12 protein-coding genes are annotated in these 14,783 nt (G+C 47.5%); 2 read left to right on the plus strand and 10 right to left on the minus strand.

The genetic code is table 11. The annotated features are described in order from the left end of the window. Positions 1 to 4 precede the first annotated feature (4 nt). On the plus strand, positions 5 to 517 hold the full coding sequence (locus H1230_RS22995; protein WP_239712192.1) for a GNAT family N-acetyltransferase: 513 nt from the start codon (positions 5 to 7) through the stop codon (positions 515 to 517). Continuing rightward, on the plus strand, positions 499 to 1,629 hold the full coding sequence (locus tag H1230_RS23000) for a YheC/YheD family endospore coat-associated protein (protein ID WP_239712193.1): 1,131 nt from the start codon (positions 499 to 501) through the stop codon (positions 1,627 to 1,629). The genes H1230_RS22995 and H1230_RS23000 overlap by 19 nt, the downstream gene beginning before the upstream one ends. Positions 1,630 to 1,717: 88 nt before the next feature. Here the strand turns inward: H1230_RS23000 and H1230_RS23005 are convergent, their stop codons facing one another. From H1230_RS23005 to H1230_RS23050, 10 genes are all read right to left on the minus strand, one after another. Further along, complete coding sequence (locus tag H1230_RS23005; RefSeq protein ID WP_239712194.1) at positions 1,718 to 3,436, minus strand: type 2 periplasmic-binding domain-containing protein; 1,719 nt, start codon at positions 3,434 to 3,436, stop codon at positions 1,718 to 1,720. Between the two features lie 63 nt (positions 3,437 to 3,499). Next, a complete protein-coding gene (locus tag H1230_RS23010) occupies positions 3,500 to 4,378 on the minus strand; it encodes a carbohydrate ABC transporter permease (RefSeq protein WP_239712195.1) in 879 nt (292 codons plus the stop codon). A gap of 13 nt (positions 4,379 to 4,391) precedes the next feature. Further along, positions 4,392 to 5,312 (minus strand): ABC transporter permease, encoded by a 921-nt coding sequence (locus tag H1230_RS23015; RefSeq protein ID WP_239712196.1) that lies wholly within the window; start codon positions 5,310 to 5,312, stop codon positions 4,392 to 4,394. Positions 5,313 to 5,560: 248 nt separating this feature from the next. Next, entirely contained in the window at positions 5,561 to 7,192 is a 1,632-nt protein-coding gene (locus H1230_RS23020) for a response regulator transcription factor (protein ID WP_239712197.1), read from the minus strand. Then, positions 7,185 to 8,912: a sensor histidine kinase gene (locus tag H1230_RS23025; RefSeq protein WP_239717499.1), complete on the minus strand. Its 1,728-nt coding sequence runs from the start codon at positions 8,910 to 8,912 to the stop codon at positions 7,185 to 7,187. The genes H1230_RS23020 and H1230_RS23025 overlap by 8 nt, the downstream gene beginning before the upstream one ends. Positions 8,913 to 9,076: 164 nt before the next feature. After that, complete coding sequence (locus H1230_RS23030; protein ID WP_239712198.1) at positions 9,077 to 11,065, minus strand: Na+/H+ antiporter; 1,989 nt, start codon at positions 11,063 to 11,065, stop codon at positions 9,077 to 9,079. A 139-nt stretch (positions 11,066 to 11,204) separates the two neighbouring features. Further along, a complete protein-coding gene (locus H1230_RS23035; RefSeq protein WP_239712199.1) occupies positions 11,205 to 11,594 on the minus strand; it encodes a rhodanese-like domain-containing protein in 390 nt (129 codons plus the stop codon). A 40-nt stretch (positions 11,595 to 11,634) separates the two neighbouring features. Then, positions 11,635 to 11,952, minus strand: coding sequence for a rhodanese-like domain-containing protein (locus H1230_RS23040; protein ID WP_239712200.1), 318 nt, complete (start codon positions 11,950 to 11,952; stop codon positions 11,635 to 11,637). A gap of 38 nt (positions 11,953 to 11,990) precedes the next feature. Next, complete coding sequence (locus H1230_RS23045) at positions 11,991 to 14,474, minus strand: FAD-dependent oxidoreductase (protein WP_239712201.1); 2,484 nt, start codon at positions 14,472 to 14,474, stop codon at positions 11,991 to 11,993. Continuing rightward, positions 14,467 to 14,763 carry an ArsR/SmtB family transcription factor gene (locus H1230_RS23050; protein ID WP_239712202.1) on the minus strand — a complete coding sequence of 99 codons (297 nt, stop codon included), beginning with the start codon at positions 14,761 to 14,763 and terminating at the stop codon, positions 14,467 to 14,469. Before H1230_RS23050 ends, H1230_RS23045 begins: the two co-directional genes overlap by 8 nt. Positions 14,764 to 14,783: the final 20 nt, after the last annotated feature.

Genomic DNA, 14,783 nt, shown 5'->3' on the forward strand with positions numbered 1-14,783 from the left:
ACGCATGCAGATATCCTCCATCTATGATACGCAATTCAAGCAGTGGAAGTCTCGTTTGACTGAACTACTCGATTTCCTTAGGCAATATGGGGAAAGGCGAATTACGCTTCATGGGTGTAGGGTTCTGGCAGAGCTCACACCTGATCAGTTGGCCTTGCCAGGTGTCTCGCTGCTGGTGGCTACCGTTCGCGGCCAGAATGGCCGCCAGCTTGCAGGCGTCAGCTTCGTATCGAACTTCGGCAAGGAAACCTGCCTTGTAGCTGTCCATCCGCTATATCGAAGCAAACACATCGGCACTGCACTGCTCGCCGCACATTTGGAACGTCTCGGAGCGCTGGAATGCTGTGTAGCCTGTGACGACATAGCCAGCTTGAAGATGTGCTTCAATGCTGGCCTTGCTGCCGTTGCTCTGACAACGAGCCCCAAGCCAACCTTACTGCTTAGAGCTCTGCAAAGTACCATGAGCCCAACCATTTCTCCACAAGAAGGTGAATTACTGTGCCACAGCCCGTCTTAGGCATCCTCACCCTGTACTTAAATAATGCTAAGCAGCTTGAAGAACAAAGTGTATACCGGAGAATGATTATTGAAGGCCAGCGAATGGGGCTGGATGTTTTTGTGTTTACCCCTGCCGATGTGCATGCCAGCAAGGAACAGATCCATGCGCTTGTCTATGATGTAAAAAGCGGAACCTGGTCGCGCAAATGGCGCTCCTTCCCGAATATGATCTATGACCGCTGCCGGATTCAGCGCAGCGAACGCTTCCAGCAGCTACTGCGCTTCCGTTCCCGCTACAATCATCTGACCTTTCTGAATCGTCCGCTGCGCAACAAATGGACGATTCACCAAACCTTTTCCCAGAAGCCCCGCTTTCGGCAGCATCTGCCGGAGACACTGCTCTACCAGTCCTCTGCCGACCTGCAACGAATGCTGAAGCATAGCCCGGTGATCTATGTTAAACCTGCCAACGGCACCGGGGGACGCGGCATCCTGAGAATTGAACGGCTGAAAGGTACCCGCAATGTATTTGATATTCAAGGCCGCCGCCAGGACCGCCGAATTATCGCGCCGCGAAAGGTTTCACAATCTCGACTCGAGAGCATTATCCGGCAATGGTGCCTCGGAGGACGTTTCCTGGTGCAGCAGGGCATCCCGCTGCGTCTGCCTAGCGGACGTTTCCACGACTATCGCATGCTGGTTCAGAAGAATGGCCAGGGCGTCTGGGAGCTAACCGGCATGGCTGGGCGCGTGGGTGCTGCCCGTAGTGTCACCTCCAATCTGCATGGCGGCGGACACGCCATTCGTGCAGAAATATTGCTGAAGCAGTGGCTGGGCAGTGAGGAAAAGACGGAGAAGGTGATGAAAACTGCGGAGAAGCTCGGCCTCGAAGCCGCAGCTTTCCTTGAAGACAGCTTCGGCGCGTTATGCGAACTTGCCCTGGACCTCGCCATTGACCGTGAAGGAAAAATTTACGTGCTGGAGGTAAATCCCAAGCCCGCCCGCGAAGTATTCGCTCGGTCTGGAGACAGCAGTACTTATCGCAAAGCATTGGTGCGTCCGTTAGAATATGCGTTATGGATGTATAAGAACAAGAACACGCCGAGTTCGGCGAAGACGGTTGAGGAATAAATGTAACAAACACAAAAGAGGCAGACCCGAGCAACCCATTCATGGCTGCCCAGATCTGCCCTTTTATTGTATGCACCTGCCTATTATCTTATTGCACGCCCTTCTTCTGCATATCTTCCAGGTGGCGCTGGTACATGACTTTCTCAGCTTTCTCAGCACCGACTTTATCCATCTGACTGATGAAATCTTTGTAGGCACTGTCGAAATCAGCATCGGATTCAGACAGAATCAGCTTAGGAATGGTTTTGTTCCAGAGATCCTTAACTTTGCCGTTTATAACGCCTTCAGGTGAAGATCCGTCCGGCTCCAGATTGTCCATACCCAGGGAGTAGCTATCGAAATTATATTTCTCCAGCAGTTTGGCAGCGGCAAATTGTTCTGGCTGCTGTTCCTGGAAGTCACGTGCGGAGGCATCATCCCAGACTTTACCAGCACGCATCAAGAGTGTCGAATCATTGAAGCCGTATTGAGCGTTAAAGGCGTTGTTGTCTTTAAGCGACAAATCGATGATTTCCTGCTTGTATTTCGGCAGACCGTCAACCATGTCGTAAGTTTCGCCTTCTTTACCGTAACGTGCATCCATTTGTCCTTCATCAGACCAGGCATACTCGGCAAAACGGATAATGCGTTCCGGATCTTTCGCATTCTTGGTAATGAAGAAGCCCTGCCAGCCCATCAGACGTGAAGCAGCATATTTCGGATCCTGGCCATTGGCTTGAAGTCCGCCGATAATGGTGTATTTCTGATCCGCACCAAGCGTGCTCTCAATCTTAGGATTGTATTGGGTATACATATTATTCATGTATTGGGAAGCGGTTGCATATTGCGCACCGTACAGCTTCTCTTCATACTGTTCCTGCTTGTAGATAAGCAGCTGTGAATCGAACAGACCATTGCGGTACAGCTGATTCATGTAGCGGAAGGAATCAATAAAGCCTTTATTCCGCATAGGGTATTCAACGATCTGCTGATCATCTTTGATCCGTTCCTCCAGCAAATTCGGTGCGAAGGAGCTGATCAGGAAGTTCATCGATAAGCTGCCGCCGAAGCCGTTCTTGGCAACATCGAAGTTTTCTACCCCAACCGGACTGACATCGGGATATTTTTCTTTGGCCAGCTTGAGGGCGTTCATCAGATCATCCGTTGTTTTAAGTTCCGGACTGCCGATAGCCTTGTAAATATCCGAACGGAAGAACCAAGGACGAATCGGTGTAATCGGCACGCCGCTTGTCAGTCTGTCGGCTGTCTCAAACAGGTTCGGCAGATACCAGAGCTTGCCGTTGATCGAATGATATTTCACCATATCCGGATCAAGCATAGTCTTGAGTTCCGGAGCATATTTATCCATCAGCTCATCCATGGAATATACCATACCGTTGTTGATCAGCTTCATAACAGCAGGGTTGTTCCAGTCCAGCATGATCGTATCAGGCAGGTCACCGGAGGCAATCATCGTGTTCAGATAGTCATCATCGTTCCCAGTGGCCAGCTTGCGGTCAATGGTCACGCCTGTTTTTTCTGTAGCGAGCTTCATGGCAAATTGATCTTTCCACAGATAAGCAGAAGCCCAGTTGCCGTAGAAATATTGGGTGAATTTAAACGGCGATGTATCCTGCTTCCATGATGCTTGCGCTCCAGCCGTGTCTGTTCCTGTATTCGCAGGTTCCGCTGAAGCATTCGCAGCCGGAGTATTGCCAGTCGCATTGTTGTCAGCAGCATTGTTACCGGTATTATTAGAACTGCAGCCTGCCAGCAGAGTGACAGCGAGTAAAGCAGCAGCCATACCTTTTGTGCCTTTCTTTCTCATACATTGACCTCCCATAAAATGAAATCTATATACTTAAACAGCCGAAGCCGTTAAAGCCGTGTTTTATCCTTTGACCGAACCAATCATGACACCCTGCACAAAATATTTCTGTACGAAGGGATAAGTAAATACGATCGGCAGTGTGGTAATGACCATGGTGGCCAGTTTAAGCGATTGCGCGGATACTGAGCCCAGGCCCAGGTTGCTGGCCATCAGACTGACGTTGCTGTTGGAGCTGATGATCTGCATCAGGATCTGCTGCAGCGTGAGCAGGTGGTCATTCCCGAACAACATAGCATCATACCAGGAGTTCCAGTGGAACACTGCATTGTAGAGAGCCACAGTAGCAAGCACAGGCTTGGATACCGGCAGGACCAGCTGCCAGAAAATCCGCAAATCGTTGGCACCGTCTATTTTGGCCGATTCTTCAATTTCCTTGGGCAGGGCCCTGAAGAAGGTCAGCATGATAATGGCATTAAATACATTGAAGAGATTCGGGATAATGTAGACCAGAAAGCTCCCTTTAAGATGCAGATACTTGGCCACGACGAGATAATAAGGAATAATACCGCCGCTGAAATACATGGTGACAATAGCCATCATCAGGAAAATACTCCGTCCCATAAGCTCTGTCTTCGATACACCGTAAGCAAAGGCAGCTGTAAACAATACTGCAGTTGCTGTTCCGGCAATGGTTCTGGCGATGGTGACCAGAAAGGCATGGCCCATCCGGTCGTCCTGGAACACTACTTTATAATTCTCCATGGAGAACACGCGCGGCCAGAAGGCAATCCCTCCGCGTGCAGCATCCGTGGGATCGTTAAGCGAAGTAATTACAATATTATAAAATGGATAGAGTGTCATAATGCAGAGTGCCAGCAGGACCACAACATTTAGAATATCGAAGGCTCGCTCCGGCCAGCTTTTTGAATAAGTTAACATGATGTTCCGCCTCCTAGAACAAGCTCTCTTTGGTTATTTTGCGTGAAGAATAGTTAGCAATATACATAAGCACGAAGGCTACGATGGATTGGAACAGTCCAATGGCGGTACCGTAGGAGAATCTGCCTGTAACAAGCCCAGTCTTGTAAGAATACACGGACAGCACGTTTGCTGCATCCTGGGTCATCGAATTCTGCATCAGATACATCTGGTCAAAGTTCGAGTTGATGAGACCGCCCACAGAGAGAATCAACAAGATAATGATCGTCGGCTTCAGCGAAGGCAGTGTAATGTGCCAGATCCGCCGGAACCGGTTCGCTCCGTCCACAATTGCCGCTTCATACAGCTGAGGGTCGATCCCCGCAATCGCTGCCAGATAGATGATGGAATTCCAACCGATGTTCTTCCAAACTTCTGTGAATACAACCAGTGTGAGAAAGGTGTGTGGGCTGCCCATCATCATGGTATCGCTTCCAATAATGCCGGTACTTACCAGCATCTTGCTGACAATCCCGGTCTCCGGATCAAGCAGGGTGTACATTAAGCCGACTACCAGCACCCAGGATACGAAATATGGCAAATAGGTCAGGGACTGAACAATCCGCTTGAACCGTTTAAACACCAGCTCGTTCAGCAGGATCGACAGAATGATAGGTGCTGGGAAACCAAATACCAGCTTGGCAATACTGATCTTTAACGTATTGGTCAGCGATTCCATAAACGTCGGATCATTGAACAATTCTCTAAAATTCGCCAATCCCGTCCAGGGACTGTTGATAAACCCCTGAAAAGGTGTATATTCCTTGAAGGAAATAATCACACCATACATCGGGATATAGTTAAAAATAATCATCCACAATACAGCTGGCAGCGTTAACAACATGAGATACCTCTGATGCCAAAACCGCTTGGATAAGGCAGGCAAACTGCTCATAAGATACATCCTTTCTCTGCTCTCGCATTCTCTTTTCTCTCTATGTCTTATTATAGAATCCCGCATTCCAGGGTTATATATCAAAAATGAACGCGGGTATCAGAATCCCACGATTTTTGAAAGCGCTGTCTTCATGAGGTGGCATATTCCTCTCGGCCAGTTGAATATCCGGTGCACAGCATGCCAAAAAGCCCCAATCGCCTTCCTGGCGATTGAGGCAACACTCAAATTCCATGCATGTTCAACCCTTAGCGTTGTACGAATTCCCTGTACTCTCCGGGTGTCATTCCATATACCTGTTTATACAGAAGTCCGAAATACGATGCATTCGGAATACCGATCTGTTCAGCAACTACAGAGATACGCTGCTTGGTGGTACGCAGCATTTCCTCTGCCTGTTGAAGCCTGAATTCCTGAATATATTCACTCGGCGTCTTACCTGTCTTCTTCTTGAATATCATGCCTAGGTGGTTAGGGGAGACAAAGACCTCACCGGCTAAATAGGCAAGACTCAGATCCTGGTTCCCGTACTGTTCCTCGATTAGCACAATGACCCGATTAATCAGATAATCATCCTTGCGGTTCCGCTTCTCTTCCGGAAGCCGGGCCATCTCATCCATTACTTCTGCAGTATAAGTTCTCATTTCCTTGAGCTGCTTACATGCCAGCAGAGCCTCCATATGATCAGTAGCTGCAGCCGTTGCAGTTTTGGCTGCAGGCATTGCAATGGATGAACAGCTCTCGATTACACCGCTGAGCAAAGACGCGATATAGGATCTTCCTGCTCCGGGGTGAACGGCAAGGCAACTGAACAGCTCATCCATTACCGGTCCGCCTGGTTTTCCGCTTCCGAGGTCATACCTTAAACGCTTGGCAAGCTCACGGAAATGGCTGGTGAACACCTCAGACCCAAGACTGAACTGCTTCCTGGCGAACTGCTCCTCATCTGCGGTAATCACTCCATACAGATCATTAAACACTGCATAGTTAAATGTGTTCTGTGCATCCCGGAATGATTCATAGATGAATTCCAGCTGCTCTACCGAAGAGCCGGTGCCCAGTGTCCATCTGTCTGGCCCCTCCTTCTCCTGTGCGGATTCCGCCCTACCCGCCACGGACAGGTTCAGCACTTGGAGAAGCTTACCGGCTAGCTGTGCCTGCTCCCCGGTTTCTGCATGCTGCAAGGGGATGAGCAGAGTGAAGGACACCTGCTCCCCCTGTCCGACTGAATATACAAGAACCTGCCGCCCCAGAATCCTTCCGGCAAGCTGCTCCATCTGCTGGGTATCCAGCATCAGTGAGTTGACTGGCTGCGAACAAATCCATACGGAGAAGGCTTCTTCCTCGAGGTAACCGCTGCTCCGCAACTCGCTGATGGTTTCCCGTTTCGCCTCCTCGTCCCCACGGCCCAGCAGCAGATCCATCACCCGCTGCCGCAGCGAGATCTGGTGAACCGCATCTTTTTCCAGCAACAGAAGTTCCTGTTCCCTCTGCTTCGTGCGGATCTCCTTACAGCTCTGAACGACTTTGAGCATCGTGCTGAGCATTTCTTCTTCGCCTACCGGCTTAAGCACATAATCCACAGCGCCAAACCGCAACGCTTCCCGGGCATATTCGAAATCATCGTAACCGGTCAGCACTACAATCCGCACGTCACGAAGCTGCTCCATGATCAGTTTGGCCATTTCAATCCCGCTGCGGCCAGGCATTTGAATATCTGTAATGATAATATCCGGCTTCATCTCCAGGGCCTTGTCCATTCCCTCGATTCCGTCCGAAGCAGTCTCCACTACAGAGATGCCTAAGGATTCCCAATCCAGAAATATGGCCAGACCTTCCCTCTCCCAACGTTCATCCTCGACAATAAGCATTTTAAGCATTTTTTATCCCCCTGGCTGTAAAAGAAAGGGTGATCACCGTTCCAATCCCCTGTCTGCTGTAAAGTTCAATATGCTGGGATTCCCCATAATAAGCTTGAAGACGCCTTTTAATATTGGCAATAGCAAATCCGCTTCCTTTGGTATTAATGTTTCTCCCTTCTATCACATCCTGCCTCATATCCGGCGACATGCCTACACCATCGTCGATGATGCGGATGACAACGAGATCGTCCTCCAGGGCTGCTTTTATGATAATCGTCCCGTGTGAACGCTTGGGTTCAATGCCGTGGATCAGCGCATTCTCTACAAGCGGCTGCACAATATTCTTCAGTGTATAGCAGCTTCTGACCTGCTCATCCACCTCAAAAACAGCATCAAACCGGTCTTCGAACCTGAATTTCTGAATTGCCAGATAAGCACCCACCATATCCAGCTCGTTGGCTACCAAGGTCTCAGAATTCCCCTTGTTCAGTACCAGCCGATAGAATTTGGCCATGGAATCCGACAGCTTCACAATATCCGGCACCTTGGCTTTGCGGGCAACCCAGGATATTGTAGCAAGCGTGTTGTACAGAAAATGAGGATTAATCTGGGATTCCAGCGCTTTTAATTCGGCATCTTTTTCCAGCAGCTCGGATTTGTACACGGTTTCAACTAGATCATGGATTCTGCTCGTCATATGATTGAAGCTGAGCGCCATCTGGGTGAACTCGTCATTCCACACAACTGGAACGGATACATCAATCGACCCTTCACGCACCTGCTTCATCGCTTTGAGCAGCACTTTCATGCGGGACAGCAGCTTCACTGTCAAATAATATACCAGCAGGCTGAGGATAATAAGTGCAGCAATTAACACAATGAAGCTGGTCTGGATCGACTGGTTCACTTTATCCACGAAGTTGCTGACCGGGAAGACACCTACAAGGCGGAGGTCCGGACCGGTAAGCGGGATGGAGATCACAATGGATCTTACCCCTTCTATTGTTGCCAAGGTATTCAGCTTACTGTTATTTCCGGGCAGCACCGCTCTGAGCTGTTTGGTCGTCTCATCGGACAGCTGGGTAGTATTATTGGAGGCAACCCGGCTATTACTGTCCATAACGAGAACGCTTCCAACATCCGGGTTTGCATCCTCCAGCGGCTGGAACAGCACGCTTTGTGTTACTTCAATCTCGACCAGGCCGTTCACCTCGTTATTGCGTCCGGAGAGAATCTTCCTGTTATACGAGAAGACATCCGCTTTGGCTTCCACGTCAGGCCTCGTGGTCAGCAGTTTCTCTAAATGCAGCCCCCGCCAGTTTGTGGATTTCTGGGAATCATGCATGAAACTTGTATACTCTTCATCCCCGCGCATCCGCTTCATACTGTAGAATCCGTCATAAAGCTCGAAGATTTCAGGAATCGTTGGATTATTCATATATACATGAATCGAGTGAATGTACGTGTTCTGCCTCATAATGTTGTCTACGATCGGGGCAACGTTATAGCGGTAGTCCTGAAGCTGAAAGCTCTCATTGATAAACGCACTGTCCAGCAGCGTTTGAATCCTTGAGTCAAAGGCGATAATCTGCGAGATGTTCTCGATCATGCTCACTTTCTCATCTATGCTGGTTTTTGTTTGAAGAAGGTTCTGTTCCATCACACTTCGCGCCTGAGAAATGGCCGAATTGTAGGCCTGGAAATAAAGGATAACGCCTGTTATTGTAGAAGAAAGCATTAAAATCAAAACAAAGACCCCTACAAACTTTGAGGTCACACTCCAGTTGTGAAAGACTCGGGTGATGCGCTTCATGAACCATTAGACCCCCATTTGTCCAAACTCCACCCTATCGTATCATCGGACTTGAGAATAGTAAATCCACCCTTACTTTGAGACACCGCTTAACTCGACTCTTCTCTTAGATCATGTTCCATTAAGGCTATATTGCGCTTCATTTCCTTCATGCTTGGTCTTAGAATCCGCCCAGTTTCGAACATTAACTGAATATTATCTCTTTCCAATTGAATCCCGAGCCTCGCCAACTCTTGCAATTCTGTGTCGAATTCCTGTTTGGTAGCAGAGACAGCTTCGCTTCCCTTTAATCTCCTCAATCTTCCTTCGTAATGCAAAATAAACGTGCTGACGATCTCAATATCAAGTTCATCTCTAATCAATAAATCTCTTAGCTGCTGCAGCACATAAGTAATATTTAGAATTCTTAATTTATCCAGTTCCGCGCGTCTCTCATGGATAGATAATCTGAATTGTTGAACCATCCCCATTCCCTCTTGCCAATACGTAACCGGAAGAGAACCTCTTTTGTACTGATCCTCATGAGTGAGCCTAAATAAAAATCTATTGATCGAATTTAATTGCCGATAAGCCATGTATGGATGTACTTCTTTGCTCTTCATAACAGATAGTGTATTCTCTATTTCCCAATTTAGAGTAGAAACCCACATTAATTTCTCGGCGTTGTTCTTATGTTCATTTCCCTTAATCATTCGAATTCTATCATTATATGTATTAATGATTTTGCCCATAGCAAATCTGTTCTCATCCGTTTTTTGTTCACTTAATCCGACAATGACATTCCGAAGAATATCAATCTTCGCCTGAATTTCGTCTTCATTTCGCTCAGCCACCGTTTCTCTTCCTACTAAAACAGGCAATAGGTAGTTGGAAGCAAGCAGCGTCCATAATATTACACCAGCAGCTAAAAAGATGATCAGATCCCTTTGTGGAAATGGATTTCCATTATCCAAAAAAAACGGCAATGACATGGTACTAGCCAGTGTTACTGTTCCCCGCACACCCGCCAAACTAAGGATGAACGCCTTCTTCATTTTATCTCTCCATGTATCCAGCAAGTCCACGCTTCGAGGAATATCCATAATTAGAATCCAGATCAAACGTAACCCTAATACAGCTACAGTTAATAACAAGGTGTAGGTGATCACTTGAAAATGTCCTATATCTGAACTGCTCCATATGGTCTGGATAATGTCTGGCAGTTGTGTACCTAATAGCAAGAATACTAGTCCGTTCAATACAAAAATAATCACTGACCAGGTGCTTTTGGATACTATATTCAGTTTCGCAACCTCTGGATTCAATTTCTTATAGCCAAAAGAATGTGCAACCCCTGCACTAACTACTGCCAGGATACCGTTTACTCCTAACTCTTCAGCCGCTAAATAAATAGCAAAGGGTGTTAATACTTCAATCAGCATATGAAGGGTTACATTTTCCATGCCCAGCTTTCGCAGCCATTTAACGATTATATATTTAACTAGTGTCAATAGGAGACCTAATATAATACCCCCAAAGGAAATATACACAAAGCTCAAACTGGCAGATTTTAATGAAAACATACCGGTGACCATAGCTGCTACTGCGAACTGAAAAGATACCAAACCCGATGCGTCATTTATTAAGGACTCTCCCTCTAGAATTTGCATGGTTTGATGCGGGATCTCAACCTTTTCGGCCAGCGAACCGACTGCCACAGCATCCGTAGGGGCAAGCGCCGCCGCCAGAGCAAAAGCAGCTGCCAGTGGAATGATTGGAATGATCCAATTCAGAAAATAACCCAAGGCTACTACTGTCAAAAAGACCAATCCCAGCGCTAATAAAAGAATGGGTTTCTTTAAACCCCAAAGCGCCTCTTTATCTGCATGCTTCCCATCATTAAACAGCAGAGGGGCAAGAAATAATAATAAAAATAATTCAGGATTTAATGTTAATTCGTAGTGCAGAGGCAGTAGTGTAATAACCATCCCGAGCAGGATTTGAATGATGGGTACAGAAACAGAAGGAACAAATCGATTCACTAAATTTGATACTGAGATAGCCGCTAGCATAAGCAAAATGTACTCAAACAATTCCAAGCGGTCTTCCCCCAATCTCTATTAAACTTGTTGTCATAATAAAATTCTATCATATATTGACCTATTGTGATTTATGCAAAAAAAACAGAAACATAAAAGGGACGGCTGAGTTCGTCAGCCGTCCCTTTTATTACACCTTCTAGCTCCGTGTCAACTTACCACTCCACGTACTGACTCCGCCTTGCAAGTGAGCGAGTCGGGTATAACCGTTCTTCTGAAGAACCCGTGCCGCATTCTTACTACGCATCCCGCTTTGACAGTAGAGAAGAATATTTTGCTCCATCGGGATCTCTCCGAGTCGCTGCTCTAACTGGGATAACGGGATGTTCTTCGCACTAGGAATATATCCTCGCTTGTATTCATTCTGTTCCCGGACATCGAGCAGCAACCTGTTCTTGGATTGTTCTATTTCGCTCTTGAACTCATTCGACTTTAGTGTTATTAATCCCTTAGCTGGCCGAAGGCGGGAATAGCCAAACCAGACAAGAAGTACTAAGAGCGCAATATAAATAAATGTACCTATTTCCAATTACTATTCACCCTTTCACTTCTATTTCAGAGAGTGTTGCCTACTCCCACAGCGATTCATCCGTCCAAGCACTCAGTCCGCCGGTCATATTGACAACATTATAGCCTTTCTCACTCAGCATCTCACAGGCAAGGCCGCTCCTACTGCCACTTCTGCACATCACAAGAGTTTCACGCTTCGGGTCCAGCTCACCCAACCGTTCCATTAACTGTCCAAGCGGGATATGTTTGGCGCCAACAATATGTCCATCCATCCATTCTACAGGCTCACGAACGTCCACCATCATCAGGGACTCTCCTGTCTTGAGACGTTCCACAACCTGTTGAGGATTAATTTCTTTGGGTATCTTAAATGCCATCGTTGTTCACTCCTTAACCATTTAGTTTTATCCGTCTGTTATATAAAAAGATTAATGCCAGCTTGATCTGCCTTGCCGAGGTAATAGCCCACTCCACCGATTAGAACGCCGTCAATCAGTTCCTGCTCCTTAATTCCCATAACATCCATAGACATCTGACAGGCCACGATCTCGACGCCTTGACCAATAGCTGTATCGATCAGTTCTTCAAGGGAAAAAACATTATTGCTCTTCATGACACCACGAATCATCTTGGCGCCCATTCCCAGCATGTTCATTTTGGAGAGCGACAATTTGCGGCTGCCCCGAGGCATCATGGCACCAAACATATGTCCAACGAGGCTCTTGGAAACTGGAACTTTTGCGGACTTCCGTATAACATTCAAGCCCCAGAAGGTGAAGAACATCGTTACTTTTTTGCCACTTGCCGCCGCACCATTCGCAATAATAAAGGAAGCGATCGCCTTGTCGAGATCACCGCTGAAGACGACCATCGTACTGCCTTCAGGCGTTGAGAGCGTTGGTTTAGACGAATCCTTCAGCTCAGGCGGTTCCTTGCATAGATAGGCTTCAATAATGCCATTAGCCGCTTTGCTTACCTTAATCATTCGGTTTCTAGACATAACAGCCCACGACTGAATATCTTCGTAAAATCCCGGGTCGGATGCGCTCACGTGCAGCACCTGTCCTGCCTGCAGCTGATCCATCTTCTGCTTCACCTGAATCAGGGGTCCAGGGCAACATAGTCCACAAGCATCCAGCTCCGCATCGACTCGAAGTGCCAATTCATTCACTTTGGCGGTATCCAGCTTTGTTTCTGTGAGAGCGGGTTGGAGGACTTGTTTAGGTTCGATGGGTTGGTTCATATGGCTACCTGGCTTGTAAGCGGCCATTTGGTAGGTTTTGTAACCCCCTGTAAGATTTCGTACCTTATATCCTTTTTGAGTGAGAATTCTAGAAGCCGTATAGCCCCGTAGGCCTACTTGACAGTAGACCCAAATTTCTTTGGCAGGGTCCAATTCTTGCAATCTGTCGCGAAGCTCATCTACTGGAATAAGCAGCGAACCGGGGATATGCCCATTAGCATGCTCAATCTCCGAGCGAACGTCTACCAATTGCGTAGCTTCCTCATTTCGCGTCTCTAAATCCTGTGGGACGAATACTTCCGTTTTGCCTGTCAGGATATTTTCTGCCGTATAACCAGCCATATTAACTGGATCTTTGGCAGAAGAATACGGAGGAGCATAAGCCAACTCAAGTTCTGTCAAATCCGTGACCGTTCCCCGAAACCGGATGACAGTGGCGATATCATCAATTCGTTTGTCTACGCCATCAAAGCCGACGGCTTGCGCTCCCAGCACCGTTCCTGCGTCATTAAACAGCAGTTTAAGGGAAAGCGGCGTGGCTCCAGGATAGTAAGATGCATGGGAATTCGGATGAACGTAGGTTACATGATAAGGAATTTCCAGCCGCTGCAAGGTCTTCTCATTATTTCCTGTGGATGCGCCCGTTAAGCCGAATACCTTGATAATGGAAGTTCCCTGAGTCCCCTTATAAGTCGTCTCCAACCCACACACGTTGTCCGCTGCGATTCGCCCTTGTTTGTTGGCTGGGCCGGCCAGTGGGATAGCGGTTTTCTGGCCATTCACGAAATCTGTGACTTCTACTGCATCCCCAACGGCATACACATTGTTCAAGTTTGTTTCCAACTTGTCATTGACGATGATATGGCCGCGAGGGCCCAATTCCATTCCACTGTCTCTTAAAAAGGCTGTGTCCGGCGCTACGCCGATCGCTAGAATAACCATATCGCTGACTAGTACCCTACCGCTTGCTAGATACACTTCGATCTGATCATCTGTGTCTCGGAACGACTGTACACTTTGCGACAACAATAGATTAACGCCATTCTCTTCCAATTCTTTGGACAATGCGGAGGACATTTCAGCATCAAAGGGAGCCAAAATTTGCGGTCCTCCTTCGATCAAAGTCACATCCAAACCAATTTCCTTTAAGTTCTCGGCCATTTCCACACCGATAAAGCCTCCACCGATAACCACAGCTGAGCGCGTTTTTTCTTCTGTTACACGTTTTTTAATTCGGTCCGTGTCAGGGATGTTCCGAAGTGTGTGAATTCGGGTACTTTCAATGCCAGGCAAATTTGGGCGAAGCGGTTTAGCCCCAGGCGAAAGAATCAAGGAATCGTAGCTTTCCATATATTCGCCACGTTCCTTGCTGCGGACACGAACTTGTTTGTTCACCGGATCAATCCCCGTCACTTCACTTTCAATTCGAACATCAATGTTAAAGCGTTGGTACATACCTTCAGGTGTCTGCACCAGTAACTTCGAACGGTCTTTGATAGAATCCCCAATATAGTAAGGGAGCCCACAGTTGGCGAATGAAATATAGGGATCTCGCTCAAACATCACGATCTGTGCGTCCTCATCCAAGCGACGTAGTCTTGCTGCTGCCGATGCGCCACCGGCCACTCCACCGACGATCAGAACTTTGTTACTCATTATTTATTTCCTCCTTGAACATGATTTCTATGATCTGCTTGACTCTTTCGTTTGTGACTGAATAGTTAACCTCAAGACCCTTACGATCTGCTTCAACGATTCCCAGACTGCGCAGCTTCTGCAGATGTTGGGATACTGTAGATTGCGGCAGATCCAAACATTCCTGCATATAAGAAACATTGCAGGACGACTTCTCGATCAGTCCTCTTACAATGCACAACCGAACGGGGTGAGCCAAAGCTTTTAATATATCAGCGGCTTCATTGTAGGCTTTAAAATTATTATCCATGGAGCTGTTCACCTCTTCGC

Source organism: Paenibacillus sp. 19GGS1-52, from assembly GCF_022369515.1.
In the GTDB taxonomy this organism is placed as follows: domain Bacteria; phylum Bacillota; class Bacilli; order Paenibacillales; family Paenibacillaceae; genus Paenibacillus_AQ.

Bases quoted from the DNA above. Each gene is read 5' to 3' on its own strand.
- H1230_RS22995 (WP_239712192.1), top strand. From the start codon at position 5: ATGCAGATATCCTCCATCTATGATACGCAATTCAAGCAGTGGAAGTCT.
- H1230_RS23005 (WP_239712194.1), bottom strand. From the start codon at position 3,436: ATGAGAAAGAAAGGCACAAAAGGTATGGCTGCTGCTTTACTCGCTGTC.
- H1230_RS23010 (WP_239712195.1), bottom strand. From the start codon at position 4,378: ATGTTAACTTATTCAAAAAGCTGGCCGGAGCGAGCCTTCGATATTCTA.
- H1230_RS23015 (WP_239712196.1), bottom strand. From the start codon at position 5,312: ATGAGCAGTTTGCCTGCCTTATCCAAGCGGTTTTGGCATCAGAGGTAT.
- H1230_RS23020 (WP_239712197.1), bottom strand. From the start codon at position 7,192: ATGCTTAAAATGCTTATTGTCGAGGATGAACGTTGGGAGAGGGAAGGT.
- H1230_RS23025 (WP_239717499.1), bottom strand. From the start codon at position 8,912: ATGCTTTCTTCTACAATAACAGGCGTTATCCTTTATTTCCAGGCCTAC.
- H1230_RS23040 (WP_239712200.1), bottom strand. From the start codon at position 11,952: ATGGCATTTAAGATACCCAAAGAAATTAATCCTCAACAGGTTGTGGAA.
- H1230_RS23045 (WP_239712201.1), bottom strand. From the start codon at position 14,474: ATGAGTAACAAAGTTCTGATCGTCGGTGGAGTGGCCGGTGGCGCATCG.
- H1230_RS23050 (WP_239712202.1), bottom strand. From the start codon at position 14,763: ATGGATAATAATTTTAAAGCCTACAATGAAGCCGCTGATATATTAAAA.